Origin of the sequence: Eubacterium segne (assembly GCF_014287775.1) — a bacterium.
In the GTDB taxonomy this organism is placed as follows: Bacteria; Bacillota; Clostridia; order Lachnospirales; family Lachnospiraceae; genus Eubacterium_G; species Eubacterium_G segne.
Genome location: NZ_JACOOZ010000008.1, coordinates 155,679 through 172,334 on the forward strand (window position 1 = coordinate 155,679; position 16,656 = coordinate 172,334).

Here is a 16,656-nt window from a genome sequence, read left to right on the forward strand (position 1 = left end):
GAGGAAAAATAATGCTTACGGAATTAGGAAAGAAAGCAAAAGAAGCAGAAAAAACATTAATGATAGCTACCACGGAGCAGAAAAATAAGGCTCTAAAATACATTGCACAGGCATTAATTGAAAATGCAGATGAAATAATACAGGCAAATACCATTGATTTGGAAAATGGGAAAAATAATGGAATGTCAGAAGCAATGCTTGACAGATTAAAGTTAGACAAAGGCAGAATTAAAGGGATGGCAAAGGGCGTTGAGGATGTTGTTTTACTGCCGGATCCTGTGGGAAGGGTTTTAAGTGAAACTACAAGACCTAACGGACTTAACATAAAAAAGGTATCTACACCTTTAGGAGTTATAGGAGTTATATTTGAAGCAAGACCTAACGTAACCTCAGATGCGGCAGCTTTGTGCTTAAAGTCAGGAAACACCGTTATTTTACGTGGAGGAAAGGAAGCAATAAATTCTAACAGAATCATTGCTAAAACAATGAGAGAGGCTGTAAAAAAATCAGGTCTTAGTGAAGACGTTATACAGTTAGTGGAAGATACATCAAGGGAAAGCGCTAATGCCCTTATGCAAATGAATGAATATGTGGATGTGCTTATACCAAGAGGCGGTGCAGGACTGATACAGGCAGTTGTAAAAAATGCAACAGTTCCGGTAATTGAAACCGGAGTGGGAAACTGCCACATATATATTGATAAGGATGCCAATGTGGATATGGCAGCTGACATAGTATATAATGCCAAAACTAACAGGGTGTCAGTTTGTAATGCAGCAGAAAGTTTGCTTATACATAAGGATATTGCAAAGGAAGCATTGCCGAAAATAAAGGCAAAATTAGATGAAAAATCTGTGGAACTTTTTGGAGATGAGGAAGCAGTTGATATAGCGAAGGGAATAGAGAAGGCAACGGAAAGGGACTGGGGAACAGAATATCTTGACTACAAAATGTCTGTTAAAATAGTAAATTCCTTAGATGAAGCCGTGGATCATATTTATAAATACAGTACAGGTCACAGCGAATGTATAGTTACTGAAAATAAGGAAGCTGCTGAGGAGTTTTTAAACAAGGTAGATTCAGCAGCAGTTTATGTAAATGCCAGTACAAGATTTACTGACGGAGGAGAGTTCGGTTTTGGAGCAGAAATAGGTATTTCCACTCAGAAGCTTCATGCAAGAGGACCTATTGGATTGCCGGAATTGCAGTCTTTTAAATACAAGATATATGGCAACGGACAGGTGAGATAGTTTTACAATATATGTATATTGTCCCAAATAGATACAGGGAAGAATTGCAGTTCACAGTTTCTTAATTTTTAATTAATACAATGAAAGTAAAAATATTGTAGAATATTGAATAATTTATACGAAGGAGTATTCATGAAAAAAATATTATTTATTGTTAATCCGAAAGCCGGACTGAAGAAAAATAAGAATTTTATAGATGATGCTGTATGGGTTTTTGAAGAGGCAGGATACAAAGTAGGAATTAAATATACAAAACGAAGAGCAGACGGAACCAACATTGCCATAAAATACGGAAGTGAAGTAGACCTTGTGGTATGTATGGGAGGAGACGGAACATTAAATGAAGTAATTCAGGGATTGATTGAAGGAAATGTAAAAACACCTTTAGGATATATTCCGGCAGGTTCTACTAATGATTTTGCCAATAGTTTAGGATTAGAATCTGATCCTAAAAAGGCGGCTAAGTATATTATATCTAATGAGGCAAGACCTCTTGATATAGGAGATTTTAACGGACGACATTTTGTTTATACTGCATCAGCAGGAATTTTTACTAAGACCTCATATTCAACACCTCAGGAATTAAAAAACAGATTAGGACATTTTGCCTACATTCTTCGTGGTGCAAGAGAATTATTTCACATAAGAAAGTTACGCCTGAAAATTGAACTTGATGATAAAACCTATGTGGGAAAATATATTTTTGTGGCAATAAACAATGCTACAAAAGTAGGTGGCATAATGAAGTTAGACAAGGATTTAGTGGAATTTAACGATGGTGAATTTGAACTGATGCTTATTGAGTATCCAAGAGACTTTGCAGAGTTTGTAAGGCTTTGCGGTCAGGTACTTTTACAGAAATTTACAGGAAAAATCACTTTGGCACAGATAAAATCAGCAAGAATTACCGATTGCTCAGACATAGACTGGTCTCTTGACGGTGAGAAGGAAAAAGGAAGGGCAGTGGTAAACTTTAAGGTTTTACATGACGCTATTAACTTTATATATTAATAATTGAGAACAGAAAGGGGATTTTATGGCATTAAAGAGAGAAGATGTTAAATTATTTGCGGAAAATAAGGCAAAGGTGTGTAAAAATAATGACGGCGTAGACAGGGAGTTATTTACGGAATATGGTGTAAAAAGAGGACTTCGTGATTTAAATGGAAAGGGTGTATTAACAGGAATTACCAATATTTCAAGAGTTGAGTCTTCAGAAATAGTTAACGGAAAAAGTGTTCCCTGTGAAGGAAAATTGTATTTCAGAGGGTACAAAATCCAGGATTTAGTTAAGGGATTTATGGATGATAAAAGATTCGGTTTTGAAGAGGTAGCATATTTACTTCTTTTTGGTGAATTGCCTAATGAAGACGAGTTAAATGAATTTAAGGAAATGCTGGCATATTCCAGAAGGCTTCCAACAAATTTTGTAAGAGATGTTATTATGAAGGCACCTAGCGAGGATATTATGAATTCCCTTACAAGGAGTGTACTGACATTAGCTTCTTATGATAAAAACGTGTCAGATACATCATTAGAGAATGTAATAAGACAGTGCATTCAGTTAATAGCAGTGTTCCCTATGCTTTCAGTGTATGGATATCATGCATATAATCATTACAAGAAAAATCAAAGTTTATATATACATAGGCCAAAGGATGATTTGTCCACCAGCGAAAACTTATTAAGAATGTTAAGACCTAACAAAAAATATACGGAGTTAGAAGCAAAGGTTCTTGATTTAGCTTTAGTTCTCCATATGGAACATGGAGGCGGTAATAATTCAACCTTTACCACAAGAGTTGTTACATCATCAGGTTCTGATACATATTCAACTATAGCGGCGGCGTTGTCTTCCTTAAAGGGACCAAGACATGGAGGGGCTAATATTATGGTAGTTAAAATGTTTAAGGACATTAAGGCTAATGTATCAGACATGAAGGATGAAAAAGAGGTTAAGGAGTATCTTAGAAAGATACTTAACAGGGAAGCCTTTGATAAAAAAGGGCTTATATATGGAATGGGTCATGCGGTATATTCCATTTCTGATCCAAGGGCAGAAATTTTTAAGAGTTTTGTAGAAAAGCTTGCCCATGAAAAGGGAAGAGATGATGATTTTGCCCTGTATAGCATGATTGAGACTTTAGCACCACAGGTTATTGGTGAGGAAAGACAGATTTACAAAGGCGTTAGTGCCAATGTGGATTTCTATAGCGGACTGGTTTACAGTATGTTAGATATTCCGGAGGAATTATTCACGCCGATGTTTGCCATTGCAAGAATTGTGGGATGGAGTGCTCATAGAATAGAAGAGTTGGTAAATGCGGATAAAATCATGAGACCTGCATATGTTAGCATATGTGATTATAATGATTATAAGAGCATTGATGAAAGGTAATTATGAAATTAACAAATAGTGATATTGAAAAAATAAAAGAAGAAATTGAACATAGAAAGTTAGTTGTAAGACCTAAGGCAATTGAAGCCGTTAAGGAGGCAAGAGCTCAGGGAGATTTAAGTGAAAACTTTGAATACCACGCAGCTAAAAAGGATAAAAATAAAAATGAAAGCAGAATCAGGTATTTAGAGAAAATTTTAAAAACAGCAACTGTTATTTCTGATGAATCAAAGGATGATGAAATAGGATTAAACAAAACTGTGGAGATTTACTTTGAGGAAGACGATGAAACGGAGAAGTTTAAAATTGTAAGTACCATGCGGGGTGATTCCGTTAAAGGAAGAATCAGCAATGAATCTCCTATAGGAAAGGCACTTATGAAACATAAAGTTGGAGACCGGGTGGAAATAAAGGTAAACGATAATTACAGTTATTATGTAGTGGTAAAATCCATAGAAAACACCGGTGAGGAAGACACAGACACAATAAGGAGCTATTAATAGTTATGTTAAAAATATTTACCAGTTATACTCCCGGGGCAGGGAAAAGCTATGCAATGATGGAGGAAGCAATGAATGAAAGCCGAAATGGGAAAAAGGTCGTTATTGCTTTTATTAACAAACAGCATAGGGATTCCTCTAAAATGCCTTTTGAATGCAATGAAAATGTTACTATTCATCCTCTTAAAGGAAGAGAGAGCATAGAAGAAATAATAGAAATGAAACCGGATATTGTGGTTTTAGATGAGCTGGGAATGCGAATTGGAAAGCATACATTTTTGTATAATGTGGCAGAGTCATTTATAAAAAACAATATCAGTGTTTTAACTTCTGCTAATTTAAAAAGATTTGAGGAAGTGAATCCTATATTTAGAAGTGCAACAGGGGTAGGGATAAAAACAACCATTCCAAACCGCTTTATAAAAGGGGCAGATGAGATAGTTTTTATTGACAGAGAACCTGAATTAATGATAAAGGATTTTAAGGAGGGAAAGCTTTTTGGAGAGCGGTATATGAATTCCCGAATTATGAATAAAAACTTTGAAGAAAATACCCTTAAGACATATAGGGAGATAAGCCTTGATTATTTAGAGAAATATAATAACGTAAGAATTATACAAAGAGATTAATTATGAAAGAAAAAATGACAAAAACCCCTGTGGTAGTTTTTTTGGCAATGATATGCTGTCTGCTATGGGGGTCGGCTTTTGCCTGTATAAAAATCGGATATAAATTATTTAATATTGAAAGCAAAGATACAATGTCTCAGATATTATTTGCGGGAAACCGTTTCATTCTTGCAGGCGTCATGGTTATAGTTACTTTTAGTATTATGAACAAAAAAATCATAAAACCGGCACAGCCTGAAAGAATTGCTACCTTAAGTCTTTTTCAGACAGTTTTACAGTATGTTCCTTTTTATGTGGGATTAGCCCACACAACAGGAGTAAAATCCTCTATTATTAACGGTTTAGGAGTTTTCTTTACAGTGTTAGTATCCTGCCTTTTGTTTAGACAGGAAAAACTAACAGGTAAAAAGATGATAGGAACCGTATTGGGATTTTTAGGAGTTGTAATAGTAAATGTTGCCGGAACATCCGTTGATTTGGGAGTAAGCTTCTTAGGAGAAGGTCTTATTGTACTATCAGCTTTATCATCGGCGTTTTCCTCTGCATTTATTAAAAAATTCTCCAAAAACAGTGATGTGGTAATGCTTAGCGGATATCAGTTCTTTTTCGGTGGAGTGGTAATGACGGTTATAGGTCTTCTTTTTGGAGGAAAATTAAGACCTGAGGGATTTGCAGGTATTTTACTATTGATTTATATGGGATTTATTTCAGCGGCAGCTTATACATTGTGGAGCATTTTACTTAAATACAACAATGTATCAAGGATTTCGGCATATAAATTTATGAATCCTGTATTCGGGGTACTGCTGTCATTTCTGTTTTTGCATGAAAACAGTCATATGGAGGTGCAGATTATAATTGCATTAGCTTTAGTATGTGCAGGAATATATATTGTAAATGCCGGTGATTTGAAATATAATAAATCTATTAAGTAGTATGAGAATCAAAAATGATTCTAACGTAAAATTTAATCAGGAGGGTTTTATGAATATTATGCATGACATTAATCCGGAGAGAATTACACCTTCGGATTTTATCGCAACTATTGAAATTAGTAAGGGAAGCAAGAAAAAATATGAATTAGATAAGGAAACAGGACTTATTATATTAGACAGAATATTGTACTCATCAGTACATTATCCGGCTAATTATGGTTTTATCCCAAGAACAATTGATGAGGATGGTGACCCGTTAGACGTACTGGTATTATGTTCTGAGCCTATAGAGTCCATGTCTTTGGTAAGATGTTATCCTATAGGTGTTATGTACATGGTGGATAGTGGTGATATGGATGATAAAATAATTGCCATTCCTTATGGTGATCCTACATACAACTGTTATACAGACATTAATCAGTTACCGGCTCATATTTTTGAGGAAATCAGGAATTTCTTTAATATATATAAGACATTAGAGGGAAAAGAAACAAAGGTAGATGAATTTGGCGGGCCTCTTGATGCTGCAAAAATCATTTACAAATGTATTGATATATACAATAAAACATACGGTATAGAGGACAATTGCATCAAATAGTATTATAATATTTAAGATAAAGTGTATTTGCATTAAGAAACTGTTAGGTTTTTATGTGCGACTACACTTTTCTTGTTTGTTATAAGGGAAGGTTTTAATATGACAGTAAATAACAGAATAAAAAGATTAAGGGAAATAATGAAGGAAACAGCAGTGGATGTATATGTAGCACCTACCTGTGATTTTCATGGCTCCGAGTATATAGGGGATTATTTTAAAACAAGAGAGTTTATAACAGGTTTTACAGGCTCTGCAGGAACAGCGGTAATCACCATGGAAGAGGCGTGTCTGTGGACTGATGGAAGGTACTTTCTTCAGGCAGAAAATCAATTGAAAAATACTGAAGTTAAATTAATGAAATCCGGAGAAGCAGGAGTTTATACAGTATATGAATATATTAAAAATATTGCAAAAACAAATATCACTGTAGCCTTTGACGGAAAAATGATGTCTGCTGATATGGCAGAAAATATAAGAAATATTGAAAATGTAACAGTGGATGGTCATTTGGCTTTAATAGATAAAATATGGGAGGACCGTCCGGAAATCAGCCATAAGCCAATATGGAAGCTGGATGATAAGTATACGGGAAAAAATACAGCTACTAAAATAAATGAAATAAGAAACATGATGGAGGAGAGAAGGGCAGATGTTTTACTTCTTTCAGCCTTAGATGAAGTGGCATGGACTCTTAATTTAAGAGGCAATGATATAATGTATACGCCTGTATTTATGGGATTTTTGATTATAACCAAAGATGAGATTAATTTTTACGTTAATAAAATTCAGTTACAGGACAACATAGAAGAATACTTAAAAGAATGTGATATCAAAATACGGGATTATGGCATCGTGTATGCAGATTTAGAAAAAATAAGAAAGAAAAGAATCTGGCTTGATAAATCCAGCGCCAATTATGCTGTCATAGAATCAATTAATAATGATAATAAAATAATAAATAAGCTGACTCCTGCCTTGCAACTTAAAGCAGTTAAAAATGAAGCGGAAATAGAAAATGAGAAAAAAGCTCATATTTTAGATGGTGTGGCAATGACAAATTTTCTGTACTGGCTTAAAACCAATGTGGGAAAGGAATATATGGATGAACTGAAGTTAGGAGACAGGCTTGAGGATTTTAGAAAACGGGCAGAAAGCTATATTGAGCCAAGCTTTGCACCTATTGTGGGATATAACGAACATGGTGCAATAGTACATTACAGTGCCACAAAGGGGTCTAATGTAGTTATAAAAAACGAAGGTATTGTACTTATAGACAGTGGTGGACATTATTTGGAGGGAACCACAGACATTACAAGAACCATAAGTTTAGGAAATGTTACGGAAAAAATGAAAAAAATGTATACGGCAGTGCTTAAGGGACACTTAAAGCTGTCAGGGGCAATATTTAAAAAAGGCTGTAGCGGAACGACTCTTGATTATATTGCAAGAAAGCCTCTATGGGATATGGGACTTGATTATAATCATGGAACCGGACATGGAGTTGGTTATCTTTTAAGTGTTCATGAGGCACCTAATGCCATTAGATACAGAATAATGAAAAATCCAGAATTAAATCCTGTATTTGAGCCGGGAATGATAACGTCAAATGAACCGGGAGTTTATTTAGACAATGAATTTGGAATACGAATTGAAAATCTTATTTTGTGTAAAGAGAAGGAAAAAACGGATTTTGGAGAATTTCTATGCTTTGAAAATCTCACCTATGTTCCTTATGATATGGAATTAATTGACATGGACATGTTAGATGGAAAAGAAAAGGAGATATTAAGAGAGTATAGCCAAATGGTGTATGAAAAATTGTCCAAACATTTACAGGAAAATGTTAAAAAATGGTTAAAGAAATATCTCAATTGTTAAAAAAACAGTATTGTAAGTTTTTGTATATAGTGCTATCATCAGTGTTATCAAAATTGTATCACAATTGATGATAGCATTTTTTTGCCTATAAGGCAGAAGGGAGAGGTATATGAGAAAGGGAATGAAAAAGCTATGCAGTTCTGCCCTTAGCATTCTGTTAGCTTTGTCCATGGTAGTTCCGGGAGCAGGCGTTTATCACACAAATGTTAAAGCAGATGATGTTGTAGAAAAAACACAAACCGGAAATGATAACGGAAAGGATGACGGAAAAAGTATTAAAGGTGATTATTTCAGACAAAATATGGCAGTTTTGCTTAAGAATAATCAGCTAAAGACTAGCAATTCAGAAGTTACCCTTACTGAAAATGAAAAGGGAAAGGGTGTTCTTGTTTCAGGAAAAGATAAGGATATTTTAAATAGTGAAATCACAATTGATAAAAAGTTGAATTTTGACGGAAAAATTGTAGGAAGATTAAGTCTTGACGCCATAGCCGAAAGGGGAGGCGATATAACCGTTGGAGTTTTCGTTGATGGTGGAAGCAAACCGGTTGGAACTTTTAAATTATATAAACAAAGAAAGAAAAATGACTGGACATACACAAAGGACAGTTCAATTGATGTGTCAGAATTAAAACTTACAGGAGAACATACAGTTTCCCTTAAAGTATTATCTACATCAGCATCTAAGGTAAACTTCCTTATAAGAGCTGTGGAATTTGTTGAAAGTACCGTTCCTGTAATATACTTTAATATTAATGAAGAAGATGGAACTATTGCAGAAATGAATGCTTCAAGTGACCATTCAGTAGAGTGCTACGGGAGTATGACCATAAAGGTTCCGGATGGCTTTGTTTCTGAGTATACAGGCAAGGAAGTAACAGGTGGAACTTACAATATGGAATACATAAGAGGACGTGGAAATTCTACATGGGCTACTCCTAAAAAGCCATACAAGATTAAGCTTGATAAAAAAGCAGACCTTCTTGGAATGGGAAAGAATAAACACTGGGTATTGCTTGCTAACTATTATGATAACAGTCTTCTTAGAAATAAGATTACATATTGGTTAGGACAGCAGCTTAATATGGCATTTACTCCTAAAAGTGAACCTGTAGATGTTGTGATGAATGGAGAATATTACGGAAGTTATTTCCTGTCGCAGCAGGTAAGGGTAGGTAGCACAAGAGTAGATATTGATGATTTGGAAGAGTCGGAGGAAACAATGAACTCTACGGATTCTGCCATTATATCAGGAGGATATTTGCTGGCACTTTCTCCATATGAGAGAATTGAACATCAGACATTTTCAACTAATAATAATGTTGAATTTAAGTTAGAAAGTCCTAAGTTTGAAGATTATTACAATGAAACACAGTTTAATTATATAAAGGATTATGTTCAAAAAACGGAAGATGCAATATACGGAAAGAATTTCAAGGATTCTAATGGAACATCCTATACGGAATATATGGATTTAAATGCAGCAGTATATTATTACTGGATGCAGGAATTCTCCATGAATGGGGATGGATTTGTTTCTCCAAGTACATATTTGTATAAACCAAGAAATGGAAAATTATATTTTGGGCCTCTTTGGGACTTTGATTATGTTGCCTGGGGTTCAACAGAATATTCCGGAAACTCTGTTACAGGCTGGAGCCGAAACACAAATATGTGGTTTGACAAATTGTTTGAAGATAAAACATTTGCCCGGGCTATAGTTGATGCATGGCCGTCAATAAAGGAAAAAGTTAATGAACTGATTATGCCGGGTGGTCAGCTTGACAAATACAAAGATGAGATGGTTAAGACAGCAGCATATAACTTTGAAAAATGGGGAATGTCAGATTTAGGACAGGATGATATGGAAGAAGATTCTAAGGGAAATAATTATCTGACTTACGACCAGGAAATAGAAAGGTTAAGAGGCTGGATAAAGGAAAGAACAGAATGGGTTGATAAGAATGTAGCATCTATTGTTCCACAGCCTTGTAAGGTTAAGTTTATGGCGGACAATAAGGTCATTGCTACAAAGGATGAATACATTGGAAAAACTATAAGCAGTTTTCCAACGGCACCTAAGAAAAAAGGCTATGTTTTTGTAGGATGGAATGCTCATTTCCATATGAATTTTAAAGAGTATTTAAGTTACATAGGTAGTACGGAAGAGGATTTGTCGGAATTTATGGAGCCTGAGGAAATAAAGAATCTTAAAAAGAACGGCTATGATTTTGACGGTGAATTTTCATCATCAGATATATTAGTTAAAGATACTACCCTTACTGCTAAATACATTTCTGAAAGGGAATATGTTAAGGAAAGAAAGATTATATTAAACAGAAAATACATGATACTGAACCAGTGGAGTGATGAAGGGGAAATAAAGGCAACAGTTATTCCTTTTGATGCAACAAACAGCGAAATACAGTGGTCATCATCTAATCCGGAAGTGGCAGAGGTTATGGATGGCAGTGTAACTCCTATAAAATCGGGAGATACAATAATAACAGCTAAAACCGCTAGTGGATTAACAGCTACCTGTAAAGTACATGTATGTACTGATGGGGAAAGCGACGAAATGCCTATGGAGGCATATTATGAATTTCCTGAATATGATTACACTATAGGAGTAAACGAATATAAGGATTTAGGAGTTAAATATCAACCGGAGAATGCAGTATTTGATGAAAACTGCAAATTCCTTGTGGGAGATGATTCTGTTGTTGAAGTAAGTGATGGAGGCGTGGTTTATGGATTAAAGCCGGGAACAACCACAGTATATGCTTATACAAATAATGGAGATCCTATCAGATGTCAGGTAACAGTTGTTGACAAAAAAACAGCAGCTATTGGAAATGTATATACAGTTAAAAACTGCAAATACAAGGTTTTAACTAATAAAGATAAAAATAAAACTGTTATGTGTGTAGGGGCAAAGAACAGCAAGGTTAAAGCCGTAAATATACCTTCTAAGGTTAAAATTAAAAATGTCACATATAAGGTTATAAGCATAAAGGCAAAGGCATTTGCAAAAATGAAAAAATTAAAGAAGGTAACAATTGGTAATAATGTTTCCTTTATTGGAAAGTCAGCTTTTTATAACTGCAAAAATCTTACAAAGGTATATATTGGTAAAAAGGTAGAAATTATTTATCAGAACGCCTTTAAGGGAGATAAGAAACTTAAGAACATAACAATTAAGGCTAAAAGAGCTAAAATTAACAAAGGAGCTTTCAGCAAAATTTCAGGTAAGTCAGTATTTAAGGTACCTAAAAACTGTAAGGCATACTATAAGATTGTATTGGGAAAAAGCAGAAATATAAAATAATGTGGAAATACCATTTAGAAAGTATAAGACACACTAAAAAAGATGATATAAGAACTGTCATGGGAGTAAAATACTGTGGCAGTTTTTAATTTTTCATAACATAAAAAAACATTGCATAAAATGTACAAAGTATAAGTTGTATAGAGGTTTTTTTGAAAGAATATATTGAAGAGAGGGTACTTGAAACATCTAATTACATTGTAGAAAACAATTCCACGGTAAGACAGTGTGCCAGACAGTTTGGAATCAGCAAAAGCACAGTACATAAAGACGTATCTGAACGTCTTCCGCAAATTAATCAGAGACTGGCAATTAAAGTAAGAGAGGTGTTAGACAAAAATAAAAAAGAACGTCACATACGTGGCGGTCTTGCAACAAAGGCTAAATATGAAAAAAATAAAAGCCTTAACTGATAAATCAGTAAGGCTGTTGTTTACGGGGGACCTAGTGGGAGTTTCACCCACTAGGTTGAGTATGAAAAACTTAAAATACGCCATTATAGGGTATGACGTATACAAACTATATGCACAAGTTCTTAGCACTCGCAAAAAGTACTTAATAACTCGTACATTGTTTATAATAAAGGGTACTTATGAACAAAATATGAACGGAATGTAAAAGAATATCGAAAAAAGACGAAAAATACAAAAAAACATGAAAAAAAATAAAAAACAGGTTGAAAAAGGACGATTTATCTGAAAAGGAAGGCAAAAAAATGGAAAAACATATCTAAAAAATGGAAATTTTTTAAAAATAAAACATATACAGAATGGGAAAAAGTTGTTATACTTTAGTTTAGTATGGATATTCTAAAATATATATAAGGATGAAAACAAAATTTTTTACACATAAGGAGCGTCAAATGTTTAACACAGATATTGGTATAGATTTAGGAACAGCAAGTGTATTGGTTTATATAAAAGGAAAAGGTGTTGTTTTAAAAGAGCCTTCAGTAGTTGCCATTGACAGAGATACTGACAAGATAAAAGCTGTCGGAGAGGAAGCCCGTCTTATGATAGGAAGAACTCCGGGAAATATAGTTGCCGTAAGACCTCTTAAGCAGGGAGTTATATCTGATTATTCAGTTACTGAGCAGATGATTAGATATTTTATTCAAAAAGCGGTAGGAAAACGTTCATATAAGAAACCACGTATATGTGTATGTATACCAAGTGGAGCTACAGAAGTTGAAACTAAGGCAGTACAGGACGCAGCTTTTCAGGCAGGAGCCAGGGAGGTCTTTGTGGTGGAAGAACCTTTAGCAGCAGCCATAGGCGCCGGCATAGAAATAAAGAAGCCTTGTGGTAACATGATTGTGGATATTGGTGGAGGAACTACCGATATTGCAGTTATTTCATTGGGAGGAACAGTAGTCAGCACATCAGTTAAAGTGGCAGGAGATGATTTTGACGAAGCTATTGTCAGATATATGAGAAAGAAACACAATCTTCTTATTGGAGAGAGAACTGCCGAAGAAATTAAAATTGGAATTGGTACATGCTATAACAAATCTGAAAATCAGAAAATGGAAGTAAGGGGAAGAAACTTAGTTACCGGTCTTCCAAAAACCATAGAAGTAACATCGGAAGAAACAGAAGAAGCATTAAGGGATGTTACAACAAGTATTATTGATGCAGTACACAGGGTTTTGGAACAGACTCCTCCGGAACTGGCAGCAGATATAGCAGTAAGAGGTATAGTTTTAACAGGCGGTGGTTGTCTTCTTAACGGACTGGATGAACTGATAGAGGCGAAAACCGGCATTAACACCATGACCGCAGAGGATCCTATGACGGCAGTTGCCATCGGAACCGGACAATATCTGGAATATATTGACGAGGAAAATTCAGAAAAATTAAAATAATAAATATTAATCTAAAGGCTGTCCCATTTTTGGACAGCCTTGTTAGGATAAGGAACATTAAATGAAAAATATCAGTGGATATGTAGAAAATATTACCTTTAGAAATGAGGACAACGGTTACACTGTTCTTACTTTATTAAGTGGAAAAAAGGAAATTAAGTGTACAGGAACTTTTGGATACATAGGTGAAGGTGAATATGTGGAAATAGAGGGAGAAGAGGTTTTTCATGATATTTATGGAGAACAGATTAAGGTTATTTCCTATGAAATAATTCCTGCTACGGATGAGTTCTCTATTAAAAAGTATCTGGGCTCAGGAGCTATTAAGGGCTTAGGTGCAGTTCTTGCAGACAGAATTGTGGAACGTTTTGGGGAAGATACCATCAGAATAATAGAAGAAGAACCGGAAAGATTAGCGGAAATAAGAGGAATAACCACCAGAAAAGCCATGGATATATGCAAGCAGGTTGAAGATAAGAAAGATATGAGAGATATTATGATTTTTCTTCAGGGCTACGGTATATCTCCGGCTTTGGCAAATAAAATATACACATTATATGGAACTAAGGTTTATGACATCATAAAAACCAACCCTTACCGTCTTGCAGATGATGTGGCAGGAGTTGGCTTTAAAACAGCAGATGAAATAGCAAGAAGGGCGGGAGTGGAAGTAAATGCCTCCGTCAGAATAAAAAGCGGTATGTGTTATGCCTTGGCAGATGCTTCTACCTCAGGTCATACCTATTTGCCAAAGGAACAGCTGGCACAAAGAACCATTAATCTTTTGGGACTTAGAGATCAGTACATGAGTGCTGACGGAACCTATAATATGGATTTGTTAGACAACTGCTTTACAGAACTGATTCTTGAAAAAAAACTGATTTTAAAAGAAATAGATGATGTTGAAGGGGTGTTTCTGTCAACTTTCTATTATACAGAACTGAATATTGCCAGAATGCTTTTAGAGCTTAATATAGAAACAACGGAAGATGACTATATTATGGGAATTAAGTTAGATACCATTGAAAAGCTGACAGGGGTTCAGTTAGATGAACTGCAAAGAAAGGCAGTTATTGAAACCCAGAATAATGGTGTTTCCGTTATTACCGGTGGTCCCGGAACAGGAAAGACCACTACTATTAATGCCATTATCCAAATGTTTGAAACAGATGGCTTAGAAGTGTCCCTTGCAGCACCTACAGGAAGGGCTGCAAAGAGAATGAGCGAGGCTACAGGGCATAAGGCAAGCACTATTCACAGACTGTTGGAAGTATCCGGTGGTGGTGATGAGGTAACAGCAGATGATTTGTCTGCAAGATTTGGACGAAACGAACAAAATCCTTTGGAAACAGATGTTATTATTGTAGATGAGATGTCCATGGTAGATACATTTCTTATGCATGCACTGTTAAAAGCCATTACCATTGGAACAAGAGTTGTTTTTGTGGGGGATGTAAATCAGCTGGCAAGTGTGGGACCGGGAAATGTTTTAAAGGATATTATTGATTCGGGACAGTTTAGCGTGGTTAAGCTGACGAAGGTGTTCAGACAGGCGGGAGAAAGTGGAATAGTTGTAAATGCCCACAAAATTAATGCAGGACAGCAGGTGGCGCTGGATAACAGTACCGGTGACTTCTTATATATAGAAAGAGAAAATGCACAAATGGCATTAAATGCAACTATTGGTCTTCTTAAAACAAAGCTTCCGGGATATGTAGGGGCAAAAGAACAGGATATTCAGGTTTTAACACCTATGCGAAACGGTATTTTAGGTGTCAATTCCTTAAATGAACAACTTCAGAAGTTTATTAATCCTCCTTCTCCTGATAAAAGCGAAAAGGAAATTGCAGGGACAATTTTCAGGGAGGGTGATAAGGTTATGCAGGTTAAAAACAATTATCAGCTTAGCTGGGAACAACGCTCGGCTTCAGGAAGAATATTTGATACCGGCAGTGGCATATTTAACGGAGATATGGGAATTGTTACTAAAATTAACAATACTACTAATTATATAGAAGTTGTTTTTGATGATGACAGATATGTAACTTATGATACAAAACAGGCAGAGGAATTGGAGCTGGCGTATGCCATTACAATACATAAGTCTCAGGGTAGTGAATATCCTGCAGTTATTATGCCTTTAGTTTCGGGAGTGCAGATGCTTATGACCAGAAATCTTTTGTATACAGGAGTTACCAGAGCAAAGAAGTGCGTGTGCATTGTAGGAAGAAAGGAAATGTTTGAAGCCATGATAGCTAATGAAGATCAGCATAAAAGGTATTCAGGACTTAAGTGGCAGATTATAAATTACTATAATGAGTAAAAGGGAATATATGAAAGAAAAATTAATGGGGATATTTTTTCCGAAGGTATGTCCGTTATGTGAGCGAGTAATAAAATCTTCTGGGGATGTTTGCGAAAAATGCGACATATCAAAGTTTCTTATAGGAAGAAATAGGTGCTATAAATGCGGAAAGCCTTTAAAAGGGAATGATGAAATATTATGTGGTGATTGCAGAAAAATTAATCATACTTTTGAAAAAGGCGTAGCCGTATTTGAATATAAGGAAGAAATGAAAGAGTCCGTTTACAGGTTTAAATATGGAAATCAGAAAGCATATGGAGATTTTTATGGGAAAATTGCAGCAGAAAAATATGGAGAATTACTTAAAAGGTGGCAGATAGATAAAATTATACCGGTTCCAATGTATGATAAGAAGAAACAAAAACGAGGATACAATCAGGCGGAAGAATTTGGAAACAGATTAGGTTTTTATACGGGAATAGAAACGGACAACAAAAGCCTTATCAGAATAAAGGACACAATACCTCAAAAGGGACTTAGCAATGAACAGCGCAAGATGAATATGTCAGATGCATTTGCAGTGGATGTTGAAAAAATCAGTAATTATAAAAATGTGCTTTTAGTGGATGATATATATACAACAGGAAGCACAATAGATGCCTGTAGCAAAATTCTTATTATGGCAGGAGTTGAAAAAGTCTATTTTGTGTGTATTGCAACGGGAATGGATAAATAAATTGAAAAAAGATTTCGAATTGCTGACTTGTAAAAGTAAATTCCGTATGAAAGACTAAATTCCACCCACTGTTAAAAATCAACCTAAATTTAAAAGTTTTTGGTTGAATAAAGGGTAATAAGTGTTAAAATTTAAGTACATTTTTCTTTAAATCTGAAAATCAGGGCATAGAAAACAGACCTCTGGAATTCTTGTGTGAAAGATTAAATTCCACAGGTCGGTGTGAGAAATGTGA

The 16,656-nt window shown here is 35.1% G+C and carries 13 protein-coding genes; all 13 read left to right on the plus strand.

Annotation, left to right across the window (positions count from 1 at the left end; translation table 11 throughout):
• Positions 1–11: 11 nt before the first annotated feature.
• The 13 genes from H8S00_RS11545 to H8S00_RS11605 all read left to right on the plus strand — a co-directional run bounded on the left by H8S00_RS11545 (position 12) and on the right by H8S00_RS11605 (position 16,421).
• Positions 12–1,250, plus strand: a complete 1,239-nt coding sequence (locus H8S00_RS11545) for a glutamate-5-semialdehyde dehydrogenase (protein ID WP_118589774.1) — start codon at positions 12–14, stop codon at positions 1,248–1,250.
• A gap of 132 nt (positions 1,251–1,382) precedes the next feature.
• Positions 1,383–2,261 carry a diacylglycerol/lipid kinase family protein gene (locus tag H8S00_RS11550; protein WP_021952232.1) on the plus strand — a complete coding sequence of 293 codons (879 nt, stop codon included), beginning with the start codon at positions 1,383–1,385 and terminating at the stop codon, positions 2,259–2,261.
• A gap of 25 nt (positions 2,262–2,286) precedes the next feature.
• Positions 2,287–3,648, plus strand: coding sequence for a citrate/2-methylcitrate synthase (locus H8S00_RS11555; protein WP_118589773.1), 1,362 nt, complete (start codon positions 2,287–2,289; stop codon positions 3,646–3,648).
• Between the two features lie 2 nt (positions 3,649–3,650).
• The gene (gene greA, locus H8S00_RS11560) at positions 3,651–4,148 is read left to right on the plus strand and encodes a transcription elongation factor GreA (RefSeq protein ID WP_118589772.1); all 498 of its coding nucleotides are present in this window, start codon (positions 3,651–3,653) and stop codon (positions 4,146–4,148) included.
• 5 nt (positions 4,149–4,153) lie between these two features.
• Entirely contained in the window at positions 4,154–4,777 is a 624-nt protein-coding gene (locus tag H8S00_RS11565; protein WP_118589771.1) for a hypothetical protein, read from the plus strand.
• A gap of 2 nt (positions 4,778–4,779) precedes the next feature.
• On the plus strand, positions 4,780–5,712 hold the full coding sequence (locus H8S00_RS11570; protein ID WP_243169589.1) for a DMT family transporter: 933 nt from the start codon (positions 4,780–4,782) through the stop codon (positions 5,710–5,712).
• 49 nt (positions 5,713–5,761) lie between these two features.
• A complete protein-coding gene (locus H8S00_RS11575) occupies positions 5,762–6,310 on the plus strand; it encodes an inorganic diphosphatase (protein ID WP_186840600.1) in 549 nt (182 codons plus the stop codon).
• Positions 6,311–6,409: 99 nt separating this feature from the next.
• The gene (locus tag H8S00_RS11580; RefSeq protein WP_186840601.1) at positions 6,410–8,188 is read left to right on the plus strand and encodes an aminopeptidase P family protein; all 1,779 of its coding nucleotides are present in this window, start codon (positions 6,410–6,412) and stop codon (positions 8,186–8,188) included.
• 109 nt (positions 8,189–8,297) lie between these two features.
• On the plus strand, positions 8,298–11,516 hold the full coding sequence (locus H8S00_RS11585; protein WP_118589769.1) for a CotH kinase family protein: 3,219 nt from the start codon (positions 8,298–8,300) through the stop codon (positions 11,514–11,516).
• 152 nt (positions 11,517–11,668) lie between these two features.
• Positions 11,669–11,929, plus strand: coding sequence for a sporulation transcriptional regulator SpoIIID (spoIIID, locus tag H8S00_RS11590; RefSeq protein ID WP_021952240.1), 261 nt, complete (start codon positions 11,669–11,671; stop codon positions 11,927–11,929).
• A 449-nt stretch (positions 11,930–12,378) separates the two neighbouring features.
• Positions 12,379–13,380: a rod shape-determining protein gene (locus tag H8S00_RS11595; protein WP_021952241.1), complete on the plus strand. Its 1,002-nt coding sequence runs from the start codon at positions 12,379–12,381 to the stop codon at positions 13,378–13,380.
• Positions 13,381–13,441: 61 nt separating this feature from the next.
• A complete protein-coding gene (recD2, locus tag H8S00_RS11600; RefSeq protein WP_021952242.1) occupies positions 13,442–15,703 on the plus strand; it encodes an SF1B family DNA helicase RecD2 in 2,262 nt (753 codons plus the stop codon).
• Positions 15,704–15,713: 10 nt separating this feature from the next.
• Positions 15,714–16,421 (plus strand): ComFC family protein, encoded by a 708-nt coding sequence (locus H8S00_RS11605; RefSeq protein WP_021952243.1) that lies wholly within the window; start codon positions 15,714–15,716, stop codon positions 16,419–16,421.
• Positions 16,422–16,656: the final 235 nt, after the last annotated feature.

Bases quoted from the DNA above. Each gene is read 5' to 3' on its own strand.
- greA (WP_118589772.1), top strand. From the start codon at position 3,651: ATGAAATTAACAAATAGTGATATTGAAAAAATAAAAGAAGAAATTGAA.
- H8S00_RS11545 (WP_118589774.1), top strand. From the start codon at position 12: ATGCTTACGGAATTAGGAAAGAAAGCAAAAGAAGCAGAAAAAACATTA.
- H8S00_RS11580 (WP_186840601.1), top strand. From the start codon at position 6,410: ATGACAGTAAATAACAGAATAAAAAGATTAAGGGAAATAATGAAGGAA.
- H8S00_RS11555 (WP_118589773.1), top strand. From the start codon at position 2,287: ATGGCATTAAAGAGAGAAGATGTTAAATTATTTGCGGAAAATAAGGCA.
- recD2 (WP_021952242.1), top strand. From the start codon at position 13,442: ATGAAAAATATCAGTGGATATGTAGAAAATATTACCTTTAGAAATGAG.
- H8S00_RS11575 (WP_186840600.1), top strand. From the start codon at position 5,762: ATGAATATTATGCATGACATTAATCCGGAGAGAATTACACCTTCGGAT.
- H8S00_RS11605 (WP_021952243.1), top strand. From the start codon at position 15,714: ATGAAAGAAAAATTAATGGGGATATTTTTTCCGAAGGTATGTCCGTTA.
- H8S00_RS11565 (WP_118589771.1), top strand. From the start codon at position 4,154: ATGTTAAAAATATTTACCAGTTATACTCCCGGGGCAGGGAAAAGCTAT.
- H8S00_RS11570 (WP_243169589.1), top strand. From the start codon at position 4,780: ATGAAAGAAAAAATGACAAAAACCCCTGTGGTAGTTTTTTTGGCAATG.
- H8S00_RS11595 (WP_021952241.1), top strand. From the start codon at position 12,379: ATGTTTAACACAGATATTGGTATAGATTTAGGAACAGCAAGTGTATTG.
- H8S00_RS11585 (WP_118589769.1), top strand. From the start codon at position 8,298: ATGAGAAAGGGAATGAAAAAGCTATGCAGTTCTGCCCTTAGCATTCTG.
- H8S00_RS11550 (WP_021952232.1), top strand. From the start codon at position 1,383: ATGAAAAAAATATTATTTATTGTTAATCCGAAAGCCGGACTGAAGAAA.